Annotated in this window: 16 protein-coding genes; 11 read left to right on the forward strand and 5 right to left on the reverse strand. The window is 37.4% G+C overall.

Annotated elements, in window-relative coordinates; genetic code table 11:
- Nucleotides 1–285 precede the first annotated feature (285 nt).
- Nucleotides 286–723, forward strand: a complete 438-nt coding sequence (locus B6A32_RS14940) for a DUF3010 family protein (RefSeq protein ID WP_085305498.1) — start codon at nt 286–288, stop codon at nt 721–723.
- Nucleotides 724–886: 163 nt separating this feature from the next.
- Here B6A32_RS14940 and B6A32_RS14945 read toward each other — a convergent pair whose 3' ends face one another.
- Nucleotides 887–3,034 carry a M3 family metallopeptidase gene (locus B6A32_RS14945; protein WP_085305500.1) on the reverse strand — a complete coding sequence of 716 codons (2,148 nt, stop codon included), beginning with the start codon at nt 3,032–3,034 and terminating at the stop codon, nt 887–889.
- A 341-nt stretch (nt 3,035–3,375) separates the two neighbouring features.
- Between B6A32_RS14945 and B6A32_RS14950 the strand changes: the two genes are divergently transcribed.
- Nucleotides 3,376–4,530 (forward strand): tetratricopeptide repeat protein, encoded by a 1,155-nt coding sequence (locus B6A32_RS14950; RefSeq protein WP_085305502.1) that lies wholly within the window; start codon nt 3,376–3,378, stop codon nt 4,528–4,530.
- Between the two features lie 62 nt (nt 4,531–4,592).
- Here the strand turns inward: B6A32_RS14950 and B6A32_RS14955 are convergent, their stop codons facing one another.
- From B6A32_RS14955 to rpsT, 4 genes are all read right to left on the reverse strand, one after another.
- Nucleotides 4,593–5,117 carry a TlpA family protein disulfide reductase gene (locus B6A32_RS14955; RefSeq protein WP_233131435.1) on the reverse strand — a complete coding sequence of 175 codons (525 nt, stop codon included), beginning with the start codon at nt 5,115–5,117 and terminating at the stop codon, nt 4,593–4,595.
- 245 nt (nt 5,118–5,362) lie between these two features.
- Nucleotides 5,363–6,964: a GMC family oxidoreductase gene (locus tag B6A32_RS14960; RefSeq protein ID WP_085305504.1), complete on the reverse strand. Its 1,602-nt coding sequence runs from the start codon at nt 6,962–6,964 to the stop codon at nt 5,363–5,365.
- Nucleotides 6,965–7,363: 399 nt separating this feature from the next.
- Nucleotides 7,364–9,022, reverse strand: a complete 1,659-nt coding sequence (locus B6A32_RS14965; RefSeq protein WP_085305505.1) for a dipeptidyl-peptidase 3 family protein — start codon at nt 9,020–9,022, stop codon at nt 7,364–7,366.
- Nucleotides 9,023–9,166: 144 nt separating this feature from the next.
- Nucleotides 9,167–9,427, reverse strand: a complete 261-nt coding sequence (gene rpsT / locus B6A32_RS14970; protein WP_077287120.1) for a 30S ribosomal protein S20 — start codon at nt 9,425–9,427, stop codon at nt 9,167–9,169.
- A gap of 478 nt (nt 9,428–9,905) precedes the next feature.
- Here rpsT and murJ point away from each other — a divergent pair, with 478 nt between their 5' ends.
- The 9 genes from murJ (at nt 9,906) to B6A32_RS15020 (ending at nt 19,961) form a co-directional block, all read left to right on the forward strand.
- On the forward strand, nt 9,906–11,483 hold the full coding sequence (murJ, locus tag B6A32_RS14975; RefSeq protein WP_085305507.1) for a murein biosynthesis integral membrane protein MurJ: 1,578 nt from the start codon (nt 9,906–9,908) through the stop codon (nt 11,481–11,483).
- Nucleotides 11,484–11,621: 138 nt separating this feature from the next.
- Nucleotides 11,622–12,569, forward strand: coding sequence for a bifunctional riboflavin kinase/FAD synthetase (ribF, locus tag B6A32_RS14980; RefSeq protein WP_085305509.1), 948 nt, complete (start codon nt 11,622–11,624; stop codon nt 12,567–12,569).
- Nucleotides 12,570–12,678: 109 nt separating this feature from the next.
- Nucleotides 12,679–15,516, forward strand: a complete 2,838-nt coding sequence (ileS, locus tag B6A32_RS14985; protein ID WP_085305512.1) for an isoleucine--tRNA ligase — start codon at nt 12,679–12,681, stop codon at nt 15,514–15,516.
- A 128-nt stretch (nt 15,517–15,644) separates the two neighbouring features.
- Nucleotides 15,645–16,157, forward strand: coding sequence for a signal peptidase II (gene lspA, locus B6A32_RS14990; protein WP_085305514.1), 513 nt, complete (start codon nt 15,645–15,647; stop codon nt 16,155–16,157).
- A 12-nt stretch (nt 16,158–16,169) separates the two neighbouring features.
- Nucleotides 16,170–16,601: an FKBP-type peptidyl-prolyl cis-trans isomerase gene (gene fkpB, locus B6A32_RS14995; RefSeq protein ID WP_085305516.1), complete on the forward strand. Its 432-nt coding sequence runs from the start codon at nt 16,170–16,172 to the stop codon at nt 16,599–16,601.
- Nucleotides 16,602–16,657: 56 nt separating this feature from the next.
- Nucleotides 16,658–17,587 (forward strand): 4-hydroxy-3-methylbut-2-enyl diphosphate reductase, encoded by a 930-nt coding sequence (gene ispH, locus B6A32_RS15000; protein ID WP_085305518.1) that lies wholly within the window; start codon nt 16,658–16,660, stop codon nt 17,585–17,587.
- Nucleotides 17,588–17,912: 325 nt separating this feature from the next.
- Entirely contained in the window at nt 17,913–18,476 is a 564-nt protein-coding gene (pilV, locus tag B6A32_RS15010) for a type IV pilus modification protein PilV (protein WP_158088498.1), read from the forward strand.
- A gap of 1 nt (nt 18,477) precedes the next feature.
- Nucleotides 18,478–19,434: a PilW family protein gene (locus B6A32_RS15015; RefSeq protein WP_085305524.1), complete on the forward strand. Its 957-nt coding sequence runs from the start codon at nt 18,478–18,480 to the stop codon at nt 19,432–19,434.
- Nucleotides 19,428–19,961 carry a pilus assembly PilX family protein gene (locus B6A32_RS15020; protein ID WP_085305527.1) on the forward strand — a complete coding sequence of 178 codons (534 nt, stop codon included), beginning with the start codon at nt 19,428–19,430 and terminating at the stop codon, nt 19,959–19,961. The genes B6A32_RS15015 and B6A32_RS15020 overlap by 7 nt, the downstream gene beginning before the upstream one ends.
- The last annotated feature ends 3 nt before the right edge of the window (nt 19,962–19,964 follow it).

Consider the following 19,964-nt stretch of genomic DNA (forward strand, 5'->3'; position numbering starts at 1 on the left):
AAGCAAAACTATTTTATAATAACCTGAACTCTGGATAATGAGTGCTTGAAACTCAAGTGAACCAAAAGCTTAGGTAATAAAGTAAATGCTATAGCCAGGTGCACATCACGAATAGATATCATCAATGCTTCATTTTATGCCATTTCCAAGGCAAAACGTTTATGAATAGCGCGCTATTTATCGACGTTTTAACGCAGAAAATGGCTTAAAAGGGAGCATTGAGCAAGTGCTGCTTATCCAGAGCTCAGGTTATAATAACGAACAATATAGAAACGAGGTTAATTTATGAAGATATGTGGTGTTGAATTAAAAGGTAACGATGCAATTATTTGTATTATGTCGCGGGAAAATGGGTTGTACGACATACCAAAAACGCGCGTACAAAAAATTAGTCTTGTTGATGCTGCCGACGCTGAGCAAGTGCAGTACTTTCAATTTGCTTTTGCTAAACTGATGGAAGACTACAAAGTTGATAAAGTAGTTATCAGAGGTCGTGCCTTAAAAGGAAAGTTCTCAGGTGGGCCGGTTGGCTTTAAATTAGAAGCAGCTATTCAGCTAATTAAAGATTTACCGGTAGAAATTTTAGCCGGTACTTTTATTAAAAAAGCATTAACTCGTAGCCAAGTGGATATTGATTTTCGTGATACGGGTTTAAAGCAATATCAAGAAAGTGCATTTGAAACGGTATTTGCTTTTTTTGAAGGCAGTATGTATTTGCAGTAATGATTTTGATAAACGCTTTAATAAGCGCTTATTAAAAATAACATTGTATTAAGTTTACTGTATTAAATACAAATGTTTAATATAAATGTGTAATAATAAATTTATTAAACAGGGTCGCTATTTAGCGACCCTTTTTTCGTTTGGTTGACAGGTAAGTTAAACTTTACTTACTTGTTAAGCCGCGACGCTCAAGTAATGGTTCTACTTTAGGGTCTTGACCTCTAAAACGACGATACATAACTGTTGGGTCGTCTGTTCCGCCACTTTCTAATACATGCTTGCGGTATAGCTCAGCCGTTTTTTGATCAAATATGCCATTTTCTTTAAAGGCTAACCAAGTGTCAGCATCATAAATATTTGACCAAATATAGCCGTAATAGCCAGCTGAATATCCACCAGCAAATATATGAGAGTAATAGCCTGTTTTGTATCTAGGTGCTATCTGCTCGATTAAGCCTATTTCCTTGATAACATTTTTTTCAAAAGCGTTAGCATCTTGAAGTTCAGCTGTTTCTAATGAGTGCCAGCTCATATCAAGCAGGGCCGCTGATAAATACTCAGTGGTGCCAAAACCTTGATTAAACTTGCCAGAAGCTTGAATTTTCTCAACAAGTGCTTGAGGAATAACTTCACCTGTTTGATAGTGCTTAGCAAAATTTGCTAATACTTCTGGTTCGGTCATCCAGTTTTCCATCACTTGAGAAGGGTATTCAACATAGTCTCTAGGCAATGCTGTACCTGTTTGTGAACGGTAGTAGCCATCTGACAATAAGCCTTGAATCGCATGACCAAACTCATGGAATAAGGTAGACGCTTGATCAAAGGTTAATAGCGTTGGTTTGTCGCCAACAGGGCGAGGGTAGTTTAAAACATTATAGATAATAGGCGTAACATCTTCACCATTCATACGATATTGCTTACGGAAGCTACTCATCCAAGCGCCACCACGTTTGCTTTCACGTACATAATAATCGGTCATGAATACACCAATGTAACTTTCGTCACGGTCGTATACTTCAAACGTACGTACTTCTGGGTGATATTTAGGTAAGTCGTTACGCTCTTTAAAAGTAACACCCCAAAGTTTTTCAGCGGTGAAGAAAACACCTTGTAAGGTCGCTTCCAGTGAAAAATAAGGTTTAGTTTCTGAAGCGTCAATATCAAAGCGTTGCTTACGAATTTTTTCAGAGTAGTACCACCAATCCCAAGCTGCTACTTTGAAGTTGCCACCTTGTGCATCAATCATTTTTTGAATATCAGCAGTTTCTTCTTTTGCACGTTCTAACGCAGCAGGCCAAACTTTATTTAATAATCCAAAAACATTTTCAGGGGTTTTTGCTGTGGCATTTTCAAGCACGAAGTGTGCATGAGTTTTATAGCCTAACAACTGTGCCTTTTGAAAACGCAAGCTTGCCATTTCACTCGCAATAGCTTGGTTGTTATTCGCATTATCGTTATTACCACGCATGGTATAACCTTTGTAGATAGTTTCACGCAGCTTACGATTGTTTGAATAAGTTAAAAATGGATTTTTACTTGGACGATGCGTGGTGAATACCCATTTACCTTCATGTCCGCGTGCTGTTGCTGTTTCGCTTGCAGCAGCAATAATATCTTCAGGTAAACCGTCTAAATCAGCTTTATTGTCAATCACCATTTCAAAGCCGTTAGTTTCAGCGAGCAAGTTTTCGCCAAACTTTAAGCTTAAGCCACTCAGTTTTTCATTTAACTCACGTAGTTTTAGCTTGTCAGCATCGTTTAAGTTAGCACCACCACGAACGAAGTTCTTATAGGTTTTTTCTAACAGAAGCTTTTGGTCTGTACGTAAATTGAATTTATCTTGGTTGTCATAAACTTCTTTAACGCGCATAAATAAAGCATCGTTAAGTGCAATGTCATCGCCTAAAGCAGAAAGTTTTGGTGATATCTCTTTTGCAATGGCACGCATTTCATCGTCTGACATTGAGCCGATTAAACCGTAGAAAGTGTTACTGACTTTAGTTAGAAAATCGCCAGATTTCTCCATTGCTACAATAGTGTTTTCAAAAGTCGGACGAGATTTAGCTCTTGTTATAGCATTTATTTCTAGTTTATTTTGCTCAATACCATGATAAAAAGCAGGTAAGTAGTGACTCTTTTTAATTTTATCAAAAGGAGGAATACCGTGAGGTGTATCATATTCTGAAAAAAATGGATTACTGGCTGTAACGTCTGCTTGTTCTACTTTTACAACGTTAGATGTTGCTACATTTTGTTGGCAACCAGCTAAAGCAATGGCAATTGCTAGTGGTGCTAAATAACGAATCTTCATTAAATGACCTTTATTAGTTTATGCCCAAGGGCTGATAAGGTTTATTCAAGGCGATATATCACCATGAAGTTGCATTGATTCTATGTTGCACAAGCCTTAGGTACAAGTGCATGAGTTAAAAATTCGGTGAGTGGTTCAGAATTGGCGTTAAAACCCTGCGATAAAAAGAATATATGCGTTTTCAAACGTCATTAAATTGTTCGTGTGACTTGAAGTGATTAAAATTTACTCGACAAAGCGCTGATTAGTTTGTAATGTTAATTACGATAGGTTTCGTAATTGAGTAAGAGATAAGTAAGAGAAAGCATATAAGATACTATATTTTTCATAAGGAATGTTTAATGGCATATTGTAGATGGTTTTTTATTTTCACTCTCATTTTATGCATAGGCTGCTCTAGCGTAAAAGCTAATAGGGAACAGCAAGTAAGTGTTAGCTTAAATAGTGCTTTATTCTCGCCAAATAATATGGTGATTTCCGAAAATGACCTCTATGCACTTAGCGAGCAACAACAACAATTATTTTTAACATTCTATCAGCAAAAAATTTCTCAAGGTTATTTACCACATGAAGTTGTGAAGCTGTTCTTAGAAAGTAGCTTAGATCAATTTACTTATTTCGGACAAACCTACACCGCCAGTGAAGCTATGTTAAATAGTAGCGGTAATTGTATGAGTTTAGCTATTTTAACCACAGCATTTTCGCGATTGGTAGGGGTTGAAATTGACTATCGGAAAATGAACTCACTGCCTGTTTACGAAAAGCACGGTAATGTACTGTTGTCTTCAAGCCATGTTCAATCTTTGTTATACGATCCAAGTTTTATTGCTGAAGAGAACACGTATTACATTTATCGTCCTGCTATTATCATCGACTATTTTCCACAAGATAGTAATATTCGTTCAAAAACGGTTAATCCAAATGAATTTTTAGCTATGTATTATGTCAATAAAGCGGCTGAACTTTATATAAAAGAAGAGTTTGATAACGCATTTGCATATGCAAAACACGCTTATCATCTAGATGTAAACAATGTCTCATCGCTAAACTTACTTGCTTTGTTACATAAGAAAAAAGGCGATATAAAAAGTGCAGAACGTTTGTACCTAGCCGCGATGGCCAGTAATGATGTTAATATTAGTGTACTCGATAATTATGTTACTTTATTGAAACAGCAAGGTAGATTCAGGGATGCTAAAAAGGTTAAATCTCAAATAGAAAATATTTACGATCCCAACCCGTATCATTGGTTAGAAAAAGCTCAGTTAGCAAGCTATAACAAAGAGTATAGCGATGCAGAGCGTTATTATCGTAAAGTGATTAAGTTAGCACCATATGTTAAGCAAGCTTATTTAGAGCTGCACGAAATTTATCTTGTACAGGGTAAAGTACAATATGCTATTTCAATTTTAGAAGCATCTCTTCCTTGGGTACATGAGCCGAAACAAAAACAAAAATATAAAAAACAGTTATATCAACTCAGTGCAGCTATTTAATTTATGTTATGGCTAGCTGCCTAGTATTTCTTAGGATGAATATCTACTGTTGTAACTATTATTTACTTATCAAGAACTTTGATTATCTCTTTAACCGCTAACTCAAGACGTGGGTCGGTGGTATCAGAACTGGTATATTTGAAAATTACCTGGTTATTTTTATTGATAAAGTAGGTAGTTGGTGTACCTCTTACGCCATAGCGCATTGCAACTTCATCACCATTTACTGCTGTAGGGAAGGTATAACCCCGAGCAGCTAATTCATCCTGGGGAAGCGCACCTTCGTCTTCATTAAAGCTTATAGCGACTAGCTCCACACCTTGCGCCTGATACTTCTTTGCAAGCTCAACTAACTTTGGTTGCAACACCTTACAATAAGGGCACCAAGTTGCCCAAAAATGAAGTATTGTTGCTTTGCCAGCCAATTGTGTAGACGAAATAGCCTCGCCAGATTGAGTACTAAGTTGCCAGCTTGGAGCTTGTGGCGCAATAGCTGCTTCGCTTGCGTTGGCATTAACAGACAGTAAAGTAAGGACGATAAACGCGCTAGAGAGCAAATTTTTGTATAATGTTTTTAGATAAATCAATTGAGTTACTCAGTGAATAAATGATTACTTATCTAAATTGACCTTATAAACTCGATTATGGTTTCAAATAATTTATTTTATTTTAACGTTTGGCTTGATAAATAAAGTTAACATTAGGATTAAAATAAAGTTAATTCTGACCTAATTCGACTTGAACTTCAGAAGTTATTCAATATTAACTTAATGTTAGTATCATGAAGCTACTAACATGAAATTACTTATCTAAGCTCTATATAAAATCTATATTAACGTTGTTCAGCCAGTATCATATCTGCTGCTTTCGCTGCAATCATCATGGTAGGGGCGTTAGTATTGCCGCTAATAAGTGTTGGCATTATTGACGCATCTACAACGCGTAATTGTTTGATGCCTCTAACTTTTAATTGCTCGTCGACTACTGATAGCTCATCTTGTCCCATTTTACAGGTGCCCACTGGGTGGTAAATAGTATTACATTTTTCTTTAAGAAACTGCGTGATCTCTTGATCCGATTTACAGCCTTCATGAGGAAAAATATGATTTATATGGGTAGATGATAACGGTGGAGTAGATAATATTTTTCTCGCGATTTTTACGCCTTTAATCATGGTATCAATATCGTCTTGATGGTCTAGCATGTTGAGATCAATACGAGGATGTTGCGTTATTTTATTGCTGTTAAGAGTTATTGAGCCACGACTTTTAGGTCTGAGTAAACAAACATGTAATGAGACCCCATAAGTAAAAAGTAACTTATGATTTCTGCCATGATCGTCCATTGCAGCAGGTACAAAGTGCAGTTGCAAATCAGGCTCAGCTAATGTTGGCTCAGATTTGATAAAGCCACCGGTTTCGGCAATAACCGTCGTTAATAAACCCTTACGTTGGCCAATAAACTTCCATGCTTCTTTTGCTCCCCACCACAGAGCTTTGGGTCGGTATGCTAGCAGTTCAGTTCTTTTATGTTTGGCAACATTAAGCACATCAACATGATCTTGTAGGTTTTTACCAACCCCTTCTAGTTGATGCACTAGTTCAATATTATGTTTCGCTAATTCAGCTTTCGGCCCAATACCAGAAAGCATCAATATTTGAGGAGAGTTTATGGCACCAGCACTTACAATAACTTCACGGTTGGCGAGTAATTGCTTAACCTTACCTTGGTGCTTGTAAATAACACCTGTAGCAGTACCATCTTCAACTAGCACCTTTTCAACTTGTGTTTGAGTAATTACGGTTAGGTTACTTCGGTGTAAATTAGGTGTTAGAAAGGCTTTTGCGGCACTATGCCTTAACCCCTCTTTTTGGGTAACTTGGTAATAACCAACACCTTCTTGAGAACATCCATTAAAATCATTATTTTTAGGGTAACCTGCTGCAACAGCCGATTGAATAAAGTCTTCATTAACTGCCGGTTTAGATACAGAGTCAGCCACATTTAAAGCGCCGTTAACACCATGAAACTTGTCTGCACCACGCTCTTGATGTTCAAGTGCTTTAAAGTAAGGTAAAACATCATTAAAACTCCAACCGGCATTGCCTAGGTTTTGCCAGTGATCATAATCTTGTTGTTGCCCTCTGACATAAAGCATGGCATTTATTGAACTGCTACCGCCTAAGGTTTTTCCGCGCGGTGTAAAAACTTTTCTGTTATTGAGGTTTTTTTCTTGATGAGAGTTAAATTGCCAATTTAAGGTGTGACTTTGTAGCAGGGCGATAATGCCAATAGGTAAGTGAATTAACCAATTTTTATCAGCTTTACCTGCTTCTAATAAGCAAACAGTGTGCTCGCCATTGGCAGACAATTTATCAGCTAACACACAGCCAGCAGAACCACCGCCGATTATTATAAAATCAAATGCTTCCACTCTATCACCTATATCGGCTTACGCTCATTAGTTATTGTTATTGTTATTGTTATTGTTATTGTTATTGTTATTGTTATTGTTATTGTTATTGTTATTGTTATTGTTATTGTTGTAAATACTAATTAATTGAATCAACACGCTTAAGCTCAGTAGTAAATTGTTCACATTCGCAAAAAATATAAAACATGCAATGGCTATGCTTAATATCTTATGTTTGCTTTTACTCGATATTGAGGCTATTAGTTTGCGAAGTTATTGTTTCAATTGTTATAACACATCGGATCACTATGATATAAAATAATTATTTATTCAAGTCGCATGAAATTAGATAAAAAAAAGCTGAACTTAAGTTCAGCTTTTATAAAACCATATGATTTTTATTTCATACCTATTTCAATTTTATTTTAAACCGAGTACTTTTTTACCTTGTTTAAAGGTTATATCAACAGGGATTTTTGCTGCTTCTAAACTGGCTAAGTCTGTTGCTAAATCGGCATTGATTATGCCACTCTTCGCAACTAATTTATCAACACCTTCATAATCGCCGTTGCCTTGCAGCATTAAAATTAATTCAGATAATGAATCAATTGCAGCACTCATTTTTTCTACATTTATACGATATAAACCTTGTTCATTACGTGTAAATGCTTCATGTTCAGCAAAGTAGTTAAATCGCACCATATTGGCTTTACCATGAGCAGAACTTGCGCCAAATCTTACTGAGCGAAATATACCGGCTAAAAACGTGGTGTAGTAATCATCTAAAGTGCCTTCTGTGATGACATTTTTAGCGAGTAGTTGACGTATCATGTAAAGGCCTAAGATATCGGCTTTACCTTCTTCTAAAGCTGAAGCATGTTCTTTTAAAGACTGACGAACCGTGCCTTTATCATTAATGGTATTTTTAATCCCTAAACCATGAGCTACTTCATGAAACATAGTGTTAGCAAAAAATGCCGTGAAAGTAACATTTTTACGTTGCTCTGGTACAATCAAGGTTTCGGCTATCGGCGCCATAATCGCGTCAAACTTTGCTCGCATAGCATTTTTTAATTGCAAACGACGCGTGCCTTTTTCTAACTGAACTTGTTCATCATTTGGCAAATTAATGGCGATGGTTTTACCACCCGCATTTGAGTGACCCGCATAATAAATAACGTCATAAGCGTTTAAATCTGCATCTGAACCCGGTACTTCAGCCTTATACTTTTTGCTTACAGGTAAATCTCGTTGTAATTCAGGCAAGAACTCAGCGTATTTTGCCAGTTTTTCACTCCATGACATATCTTTGATCAGTACATAAGATTCAAACGCTGCACGATAACCAAAAAGCTGATCTTCATAAGTTTCAATTGGACCTATTACTATATCAATAGGGTTAGTTTTCATATCCATCCATGCAAAGTCTGACGCTTGAAAATCGTCATTTCGAATCGCTTTTGCGCGCATGTTTAGATAGTTAGCAAACTCTTTGTTATCAGCAAAAGTTGCGGCTTTCTCTAAAATAACAGCAATGCGATTAATTTCATCACTGTAAGCTTCTGAAAAAGCAATGCTACTGAGTTCGCCATTGGTATTTCTTAATACTAAAGAATATAAACCGTTTTTATCTTCAAAGGTGGCTTTCTCAAATTCAGCCTTGGTCATATCACTAGGATAAAATTCTGCACCCGGGCTTTTAGCAGGTGTGTTAGTTAAGAAAGCTTGGTCGCCATTGAGTCGATCCCAAGGACCATAATTAATACGCGCAAACTCTCTCACTTTTTCATCACTTATTGAGGCTAAAAAACTCTCTTTGTCTTGTCCGAAAGCTTGTTGCCAAAATAAGCCATCAATAATGTCGGAAGCTTCAATGAGTAACGACAGCATTTTTTTCTGATTACTTGATAAATGCGATAGGTCGGCTGTTAAGGTAACGGTTTTATATATATCTAAGCGATCTTGATATTGAGGTAATAGATCAACCGTTGTCGACGTTGTTGTTTCTGTGTTGCTGCCACCACAAGCGGTTATTGCACCAGCGATGAGTAGCATTGAAGCTATTTTTGAAAGTTTCATGTAGGATTCTCTTTATAAATACCGGCTAGAGATTAACAAAATCTTTGATAAGCGCAAGTTTCACGGGAAATAAAATATTATGTTTGAGGATTTTCAGATATAAAAAAACCGGCATAAGCCGGTTTTTTAATTCTGTACAAAAAATTAAAGCGCTTTAATAGCAGCGTTTAAACGGCTCTTGCTACGAGCGGCTTTATTTTTATGAATAAGACCTTTGCTTGCATAACGATCTAAAATCGGTGCAGCAGCAGCAAATTCTGTAGATGCTTTTTCTTTGTCACCGGCTTCGATAGCAGAAATTACTTTTTTAAGTAAAGTACGCATCATTGAGCGACGGCTTGCATTGTGTTGACGGCGCTTTTCAGATTGTAATGCGCGCTTCTTAGCAGACTTTGAGTTAGCCAAGGTGAACTCCTAAAATTGAATAAATATTGCCTAAATTTAAGGCGACGAAATATGCCTGTTTTTAACTGGTTTGTCAAATAATTTACTGCTTTAATTTGACCGTTCGGATAATTACCCGTTTGTATAAATAAAACCAATGGCGCATTCTAAAGTTTTTAGTCAAAAGTTGGAAGAGTTGTTGTACTTTGATTTAAACATTTTTTTATATATTTTTTATTTTAAACTGTTTTTTAGCGAAGAAATGACAGCTAAGCCATAGCTACTGGGAGGTTATAATAATAGCTGAGCTAATTTATTCAGATATTAAAGTATTGTCTATCAGTTTATAAAAGTCGCATAATAGAGGCATATTAGCCATTAATACGACATTTTACGGTTTTATTGTTTAAACAATATTTATACTGGCTGATAAATTCGTTATTTTTTTGCAAAAACAGCGCAAAGAAAAAGTTTAAAAAATAATATTGGGGTTATCTGTTTGAGTAAAAAATTAATTAAGTCGGGACTAATTGTCAGTACAATGACATTAATTTCGCGAGTTCTTGGCTTAGTAAGAGATATTGTTATAGCTAATATTATGGGCGCGTCAGCATCGGCTGATGTTTTCTTTTTTGCAAATAAAATACCAAACTTTTTTCGTAGACTCTTCGCTGAGGGTGCCTTTGCTCAAGCTTTTGTGCCCGTATTAAGCGAATATCACACGCTAGATGAAGAGCACACAACTAACGAAACACGAAAGCTAATTGCTCAAGTGTCAGGAACGTTAGGTGTTATTATCACTTTAGTCACTTTATTTGGCATGATCGCATCACCATTAATTGTGGCTTTATTTGGCTTTGGTTGGTTTTTAGATTGGCTGAATGACGGACCCGCAAGTGATAAGTTTGACTTAGCCAGTACTTTATTAAAAATTACTTTTCCGTATTTATGGTTTGTTAGCTTTACCGCTCTTTCAGGTGCCATATTAAACACTTATGGCCGCTTTGCTGTTTCTGCTTTTACACCGGTATTATTAAACGTTGGTATTATAGCGTGCGCAATCTACCTTTCACCTAGTATGGAAGATCCAGCCTTCGCGTTGGCTTGGGGAGTATTCTTAGGTGGTTTTATTCAATTCGCTTTTCAATTACCTTTTCTTTACCGTGCAGGGGCCTTAGTTAAACCTACTTGGTCTTGGAATGCTCCTGGTGTTACTAAAATCCGCAAGTTAATTATTCCTGCACTTTTTGGCGTATCGGTTACGCAAATAAACCTTCTGCTCGATACCATTATCGCTAGTATGTTAATCACAGGCTCTATAAGTTGGCTGTATTACGCCGATCGTCTATTAGAATTTCCATTAGGTTTATTTGGTATAGGGATAGCAACAGTAATACTACCTAGTTTAGCTAGGCTGCATACAAAAAAAGACACGCAAGAGTTTAACGACACGGTAGATTGGGGGCTTAGAATTGTATCGCTATTTGGTTGGCCAGCTTTAGCGGGGTTAATGGTATTAGCACAGCCGATTATTATGGTGCTGTTTATGCGCGGTGAGTTTACACAGTTTGAAGTTTTACAGGTGTCGTACGCTTTATTTGCTTATCTCTCTGGCTTATTAAGTTTTATGTTTATTAAAGTATTAGCACCTGGTTTTTATGCGCGCCAAGATACCAAAACACCAGTGAAAATTGCGATTAAAGCTATGGTGGCAAACATGGCTTTTAACTTAATGCTAGCGCCGTTTTTTGGCTATGTTGGTTTAGCGATAGCAACAACGCTATCTGCAACGCTTAATGCCATGATGCTTTACCATGGTTTAAAGTCAGCCAATGTTTTTCAATTATCAGCTAAAACTTGGTGGTTTTTTGCTCGCCTTATCATTGCGGCTGTTGTAATGGCCTTGATTGTGAATTATTTGTCACCAAATTTTAATACTTGGCTTGCATACGACTTTATTATGCAAGTAACACAACTATTAATTTGTATTACATGCGGGGTAGTAAGTTATGTCATTTGTTTAATTTTATTAGGTGTTCGACTTTCAGATATTAAAGTGGCACAAAAAAACAACTAATTAGCTTGCTGTTTAACTTAAAATAAGTGCCCCTAAGGGCTGATTCTTATGGCTGACTAATATATAATTCAGCGGTTTTTATTCTTTAATGGTTTCGTAAGTAGCTAAGTGCACTTGGCAGTAAGGTTTTATAATTTCATGCAATTAACACGTGGCATTCATAATATGCAAATTAATGACGATATAGATCGTCAAGGTTGCGTGTTAACGATCGGAAATTTTGACGGCGTACATTTAGGCCATCAGCAAGTTATTCTAGCGCTAGTTGCCAAGGCCAAAGAGTTAAATTGTGAAGCCGCAGTACTGGTTTTTGAACCACAGCCACAAGAGCTATTTTCTCCTGAAACTGCACCTGCAAGATTATGCCGATTACGTGATAAATATGCCTTATTAAAAAACTTGGGTATAGATAGATTAATTTGTATCAATTTTAATAAGAAATTTGCTAGTCTAACTGCCGAAACATTTATTGAAGAACTGCTAGTAAAACGCTTAGCGATAAAACATTTAATTGTTGGCGATGACTTCCATTTTGGGCAATATCGTCAAGGTGATTTTTCCATGCTTAAAGTGGCAGGCGAAAAATTTAATTTTTCGGTTTCAGATACAGCAAGTCACAAATTAGCAGATTGTAGAGTCAGTAGTACCGCTATAAGGCAGTTGTTAGAAAATGATGACTTATGTGGCGCTAAAGCTATGTTAGGGCGTCCTTACTCTATTATTGGTAAAGTATTTCATGGTGATAAACGTGGCCGAGAAATGGGTTTTCCAACCGCTAACATAAAATTAAAACGCCGTGTTTCTCCTGTTTCAGGGGTTTATGTGGTGCAAGTTAAAAGCCAGTTTGGTGAACACTTTGGTGTTGCCAATATAGGTTCAAGACCAACGGTTGCTGGTATTAGGCAGCAATTAGAAGTACATATATTTAATTTCGATAATAATTTGTACGGTGCGATCATTGAAGTGGTTATGTTGAAAAAACTACGAAGCGAACAAAAGTTTAGTTCGTTGCCTGCATTGATTGAGCAAATTGGTATCGATACAGAACAAGCTCGCACTTATGTGCAAAATTTATCGACAACTTAACGATATAATCGCTAACGCAGAATTTATAACTAGCGATATATTAAGTAAAAAATATAACACCACACTGAATTAAGCTTCAGTGAGACTATGACAACGGATATTTATTTTAATGACTGATTACAAGCAAACCCTAAATTTGCCCGCTACATCTTTTGCAATGAAAGGTAACATGGCAAATCGTGAACCTAACATGCTAAAAGAATGGGCTGAAAAAGACTTATATGGTCAAATTCGTGCTGCAAAAAAAGGCAAAAAGTCATTTATATTGCATGACGGCCCTCCGTATGCCAATGGTGATATTCATATAGGTCACTCAGTAAATAAAATTTTAAAAGACATTATTGTTAAGTCTAAAACGTTATCAGATTTCAATGCGCCATACGTGCCGGGTTGGGATTGTCATGGTTTACCGATTGAATTAATGGTAGAGAAAAAAGTAGGTAAACCTGGTCATAAAGTTTCTGCTAGCGTTTTTCGTGAAAAATGTCGTGAATATGCTGCAAAGCAGGTTAGCGCGCAGCGTGAAGACTTTAAACGCTTAGGCGTTTTTGCTGATTGGGATAACCCTTATCGCACAATGGATTTTGATACCGAAGCTAATATTATTCGTTCGTTAGGTAAAATCACTGAAAATGGCCATTTACACCAAGGGTTCAAACCTGTGCATTGGTGTACAGATTGTGGCTCTTCTTTAGCTGAGGCTGAAGTAGAGTACAAAGATAAACAGTCACCGGCTATAGATGTAAAATTTACTGTTGTAGATCAAAGCGTTGCTGATAAATTTAATCACCCTGAAGATCATGCAGGAGAAGGTCTAGTTTCTGTTGTTATTTGGACAACTACACCTTGGACACTACCGGCTAACCGTGCCGTATCAGTGCATGCTGATGTCGAATATACCTTAGTACAATGTGAAACCGAACAAGGCAAAGAGCGCTTTATTTTAGCTTCTGATTTGGTAACTTCGTGTATGGACCGTTTTGGTATTAGCAAATACCACGCGTTAGGTTTTTGTAAAGGTAGCGATTTAGAGCTTGTAGAACTTAAGCACCCATTTTATGACTTTACTGTGCCGGTTATTTTAGGTGAACACGTAACGACAGATTCAGGTACGGGTTGTGTTCATACAGCCCCTGGACACGGTGTAGAAGATTTTGTTGTTGGTAAGCTTTATAACTTAGAAGTGGCTAATCCTGTTGGCGCAAATGGTGTTTATTTAGAAGATACGCCTTTATTTGCCGGACAACATGTTTTTAAGGCTAATGCTAATGTAGTTGAAACGTTAAAAGAGCATGGCACATTGGTGCATCATCATGCCCTAGAACATTCTTACCCGCATTGCTGGCGCCATAAAACGCCATTGATTTTCCGTGCTACACCGCAGTGGTTTATCAGCATGGATAATAAAGGTTTACGTCAAGATTCATTAAACGAAATTGAAAAAACACAGTGGATCCCTGACTGGGGACAACGTCGTATTGAATCTATGGTTGAAGGTCGTCCTGATTGGTGTATATCACGTCAACGTACTTGGGGTGTGCCAATGGCATTGTTTATTCATCAAGATACCGGTGCTTTGCATCCTCGCAGTATTGAGTTGATTGAAATCGTTGCCAAGCGTGTTGAAGAGAAAGGCATTCAAGCCTGGTTTGATTTAGAAGCATCAGAGCTTATAGGCGCTGACGCAGAAGAATACGTGAAAGTACCAGATACACTAGATGTTTGGTTTGACTCAGGCACAACACATTATTCTGTTATTAATGCCCGTGAAGAATTCGATGGCATTGCTGACTTGTATCTAGAAGGCTCGGATCAACATCGTGGTTGGTTTATGTCTTCAATGATCTCATCGGTTGCCATGAATGGTAAAGCGCCTTACAAACAAGTGTTAACACATGGCTTTGTTGTTGACGCTAAAGGTCATAAAATGTCTAAATCTTTAGGTAATGTAATTACCCCTAAAGAAATTACTAATACCTTAGGTGCTGATATTTTACGCTTATGGACAGCATCGGTAAATTACACACAAGAAATCACTGCTGGCGATGAAATATTTAAGCGCCAAGCTGATGCTTATCGTCGTATTCGTAATACCTCACGCTTTTTATTATCTAACTTAAATGGCTTTGACCCTAAAACAGATTCAATTGCTTTAGAAGATATGGTTGCCCTTGATCGTTGGGTGCTTGATAAAGCTGCTCAACTACAAGCTGACATTATTGCCGCTTACGATGAATATGAATTCCATGTAGTAGTGCATAAGTTAATGAACTTCTGTACGACAGAGCTTGGTGGTTTTTATTTAGATATTATTAAAGACAGACAATATACAGCAAAAGAAGACAGTGTTGCTCGTCGTTCATGTCAAACGGCAATGTACTTAATTGCTGAAGCTATGACACGTTGGATGGCACCGATTTTATCTTTTACTGCACAAGAAATTTGGCAGGCACTACCAACGGCTTCAGGTGAAACACGCGATGAGTTTGTATTCACTGGTGTTTGGTTTGACGGCTTACCTAAAACTTCGACTAATAGTGCGTTAAATAACGATTTCTGGAACGAGCTATTATTAGTGCGCACAGAAGTTAACAAGGCATTAGAAAACGCGCGTAAAGAAAAACAAGTAGGTAAAGCACTTGAAGCTGCAGTAACACTATACGCAACAAGTGAACTTGCCGAAAAGCTTCAACAATTAGGTGAAGAACTACGTTTTGTATTAATTACTTCTAAAGCGACTGTTAATGTTGTTGAAAGTGCTCCTGAAGGTGCATTAGCCACTGAAGTTGAAGGTTTGTGGTTAAGCGTTGCATCAGCAGAAGGTGTTAAATGTGATCGTTGTTGGCATGTTACTGAAGATATAGGTCAAAATGAGCAACACCCAGAGCTATGTGGACGATGTATTAGTAACGTCGATGGTGAAGGCGAAGTACGTAAATTCGCTTAAATTTTTTCGAGTTAATGCTAATTAAAACTAAAACGTGCAGTGCTTTAAAGAAGTCTGCACGTTTTAGTATTTAATAGCGGGAAGTATTGCGTTTCAAGCGTGAATAATAAAAGTGAAGTTATTGTGTTATGAAAAATTTATTTACCCAAACAGGCCTACGTTGGTGGTGGTTAACTGCTATTTTTTTGATTGCTGATCAAGTAACTAAGCAATTAATAGTTAGTAATATGGACTTATATCAATCTATTGATATATTGCCTTTTTTTAATTTAACTTACGTGCATAACCTAGGCGCAGCTTTTAGCTTTCTGGCTGACCAAGGGGGCTGGCAACGGTGGTTTTTCACTGCAATAGCCGCTATTGCTAGTATTGTTTTTATTGTTTGGCTTGCAAAAACGCCAAAACAGCAAGTGTTGTTATCAGTAGCATTTGCTTGCATGCTAAGTGGTGCGGTAGGTAACCTTATTGATCGAGTATTATTTGGTTATGTTATCGACTTTTTAGATTTCTATGGCTTTGGCTATCACTTCCCAGCATTTAATGTTGCAGACTCAATGATTTTTATTGGTGCCGCTTTAATGATTTTTGATTCATTTAAAAATGGTCAGTCAAACGAAAACAAACAAGATATTAACGCTTAAAGAGAACATTAGATGACAAATTTAGTAACAAACGCCTCAGAAATAATTGCCCACATCACCATGAAATTATCAGATGGCTCTGCGGCTGACAGTACAAAAGTAAATAAAAAACCTGCAAAAATTATTATGGGCGATACCAGTATTTCTCCTGCATTTGAAGCACAATTACTCGGCATGTCGGCTGGTGAAAGTAAAGAGTTTGTTTTGGCTGCAGCTGACGCATTTGGCGAGCCATTACCTGAAAATATTCACTATATGGATATTAGTAAATTTAGCGATGATGCGCCGGCGGTAGTAGGTAACATTATTACTTTTAGTCAACCAGGTGGAGAATTACCCGGTATGATAAAAGACGTTTCAGGTAGTTCAGTGACCATTGACTTTAATCACCCTTTAGCAGGTCAAGACGTTACTTTTGTCATTGACGTAGTCGAAGTGCTATAAATAACGAGTTTACGCGAGTAAAACAATTTAATAAGTTAAGCAATATTGAGAATGTTATGGAAATTATTTTAGCCAATCCGCGCGGATTTTGTGCAGGGGTTGATAGAGCGATTAGTATCGTTGACCGAGCTTTAGATTTGTTTGAAGCACCAATTTATGTTCGTCATGAAGTTGTCCATAACAAATTTGTGGTTAATGGTTTAAAAGATCGCGGCGCCGTTTTTGTTGATGAACTCAATGAAGTACCAGACGATAGTACCGTCATTTTTAGTGCTCATGGCGTGTCTAAATCTGTTCGTAATGAAGCAAAAAATCGTGGCTTAAAGGTGTTCGATGCCACTTGTCCGCTAGTGACTAAAGTACATATGGAAGTATCAAGAACCAGTAGAAAAGATATTGAATGTATTTTGATTGGCCATGCAGGGCACCCTGAAGTTGAAGGGACCATGGGGCAATACGAAAGCACAGAAGGTGGCATTTATTTGGTTGAATCTACTGAAGATGTTGCAACATTAGAAATAAAAAATCCTGAGAAACTATATTATTGCAGTCAAACAACGCTATCTGTTGATGATACAAGTGATGTTATTGATGCACTAAGAGAAAAGTTCCCTTTAATTCAAGGTCCTCGTAAAGATGATATTTGCTATGCGACGCAAAATCGTCAAGATGCCGTAAGATCTATTGCGGAGCAAGTTGATTTACTCCTCGTTGTAGGCGCTAAAAATAGCTCAAACTCTAACCGTTTACGCGAGCTCGCTGAAAAAATTGGTACCACGTCTTATTTAATTGATACCGCGGCCGATATTAATGTTACATGGTTAGAAGGCGTGAAAAAAATAGGAGTAACAGCAGGGGCTTCGGCACCAGCAATATTAGTTCAACAGGTTATAGAAGCGCTAAAATCCTTTGGTGGACAAGAGGTTATTGAGTATCCTGGCAAAGAAGAAAATACGGTATTTGCGGTGCCGATAGAATTGCGCTAGTCTAAGGGAATATTATTTGTGGTTATTGCCTGTATTGATTTTGTGAAATATTAACTTCGTAAAGTCGTTTGTAACCGCAAATTAACGTTGTCGAGTAAAAAGGCAGAAATTAAAGGAACTTACTCGCCATATTTATTAAGGTATGGGTTAATGCCGTTCACAAATGTGATTTTTAACACATATAAGTTACTGTTAAATGAGAAGGCTATTGAAGCTAACTTATATTTTTTTGCGCCTAAAGCAAGTTGTTTAAGATTTGTTCAGCGCTTAACAGTTATGACATCATTTCGATTATATTTATTCATATTTGAAGGGAGATTAAATATTGAATAATCCAACTATTTCTACCTCATTACAAAGGCCCTCTTTAAATAAAGGATTAACATTTATTGAAGTGTTAGTTGCCGTTTTTATTTTAGTTACAGGGATTTTAGGTGCTGTGGCTATGCAAGCATCTGCCAAAAAAGGTAGCTTTGACGCAATGCAACGATCGGTTGCTTCTGCATTAGCGCAAGATATTGTCGAGCGAATGCGCAGTAATAATGCGACCGCACTGGGCGGGTATGCCGCAACTAACTACGGTGAAGCGCTCGATTCTGCACCCGATAAACGCTGTAGTACTATCGCTGGATTATGTTCTCCAGCTGAAATGGTGATTAATGATAGGTACGAGTGGGAAGTTTCGCTTATGGGGGCTGATGTTGTGAATGACGGTAATAACCGTGCGGGTTTAACTGGCGTTCGTGGCTGTATAAGCCAAGTCGCTAATGCCATTACGGTTGTTGTGAGTTGGGAAGGGCGAACCGAAATTGCTGATGCTGTAAAAGATAGCTGTGGCACGGCGAGTAAAAAAAGGCGGCAAGTTATCGTTGAGGCGTTTATAAATTAATATGAAGAATCAACTTGGTTATACCTTAATTGAGATTTTTATTTCTTTGGCTATTGGATTAGCGCTTTTTGCTGGTGTTTTAAGTGTTTTCGTTGGTATGAAGACCACAACCCAAGAAACTGCAACTTATGGCGAATTGCAAGAGAATGGTCGTTTTGCATTGTCTGTTTTGAGTGATGATTTACTAAGGCAAAATTTTTGGGGAGACTATACCGGAACATTAGATGATTCAATGTTGAATGGTGTTCCTGGACTGCCAGGTAATGAGTGTGTAGGTGAGGGCTTAAATAACGGTACTTTTCCTAACCCTATTGGACACTTTAGAACTATATGGGGCCAAGAAGTATCTTCTAGCGCTGTTATGGGCTGTATTGATGATGCAAAAACAGGTTCTGACATCTTACAACTAAAGCGCGCGGTATCTAATCCTCTAACCGTTAGTTCTAACAACAATTATTATATTATTTCAAATTTAAATGAAGCTGAAATTTTCACTGGCGGCGCTATCCCAGTTATACCGAATAGCCAGCTTTGGGAATATCAACATCATATTTACTATATTAGAGATGAGGCGCAAGGAAACAATACCGTACCCGTTTTAATGCAAGGTCGCTTGACGACAAATATGACATTTGCTCCTATTATTGACGGTATTGAAAGGATTCGTTTTATGTATGGCATAGATACCGACATACCAGGTAGTGCAGGATACGGAATTGTTGACGCCTTTGTTTCTGCGGAGAACATGACACTCAATCAATGGGATAACGGGAATAATAATAGGATTTTAGCCGTACGAATTTATGTATTGTCTCGTAGTATTCTCCCAGATAGTAAATATACTAATACCAACACTTATAATTTAGGTGATGTTGCCGTTACGTTTAATGATAATTACCGTCGTCTACTCTTTAATTCTACAGTAACTCTATATAATGCGGGGGTCGACTCATGGTAGCTTATAACTATAAGCGTAATGGATTTATAATCCGTCGTAATTTACGTAATCAAACCGGAGTTGTGCTCATTGTAGCGCTTGTTTTTTTGATTGCACTAACGGCTGTTGCTGCTGCATTAATGCAAAACTCAACCACTGATATGAAAATGTCCGGTGCAAGTGAAGAAAAGGTTGTGGCTACACAAGAAGCAATAAGTGCGAGTGATGAAGTGATTTTTCGACAAGTAAATGCTGCAGTTGGAAATAATAAGTTTGCTTTACCCATCGTTCGCTTTAAAGACGATGATTTTAGAAATGTTACTGGCAGTTTAAATATAACAAACACCGGTACTGATACCACGGCAAATATAAATATTGCCAATAATGAACTCGAGTTAGAACCAGATTGCCCCCACTCCAGATCTGCTTCATCAGCTCAAGTATTTACTTGTAATGTTATACGCGTTCAAGTGGTCCGTACGTATGGACGAAAAAACAGCAATGAAGTTGAAGTAAATACAGGCGTTGCTCAGCAACTTTTACGATAACTT

The organism is Colwellia polaris, from assembly GCF_002104515.1.
In the GTDB taxonomy this organism is placed as follows: domain Bacteria; phylum Pseudomonadota; class Gammaproteobacteria; order Enterobacterales; family Alteromonadaceae; genus Cognaticolwellia; species Cognaticolwellia polaris.